The sequence below is a fragment of the Salinimicrobium oceani genome, from assembly GCF_012037645.1.
Genome location: NZ_JAAVJR010000634.1, coordinates 1 through 449 on the forward strand (window position 1 = coordinate 1; position 449 = coordinate 449).

General features: G+C 42.5%; 1 protein-coding gene. It reads right to left on the reverse strand.

Annotated features, from left to right (window positions below; genetic code table 11):
- The coding region (locus HC175_RS18620; RefSeq protein ID WP_168139697.1) for a phosphoenolpyruvate carboxykinase (ATP) at positions 1-449 on the reverse strand (449 nt) is incomplete at both ends.

A 449-nucleotide genomic window follows, 5' to 3' on the forward strand; every position in this document is an offset into this window, starting at 1 on the left:
TCTTTTGTCCAGCCGTGCTCATCATCCCCGATCAATTTTCTTTCCGGATCTGCAGATAAGGTTGTTTTTCCTGTGCCGGACAATCCGAAGAAAATAGCAGTATCTCCTTCTTCCCCTACGTTGGCAGAACAGTGCATAGGCAAAGTGTTTTTATCCACCGGCAGGATAAAGTTCAAAGCAGAAAAAATTCCTTTTTTGATCTCTCCGGTATATCCGGTTCCTCCTATAAGGGCAATTTTTCTTGTAAAATTGAGAATAGCGAAATTGTGTTGGCGTGTTCCATCTACTTCGGGATCTGCCATAAATCCGGGTGCGTTAACTACCAACCAGTCCTCTTCAAAATCTTTAAGTTCGCTCTCTTCCGGGCGAAGGAACATGTTATAGGCAAAAAGGTTAGACCAGGGATATTCATTGATCACCCTAATATTTAACCTGTAATCATCATCTGC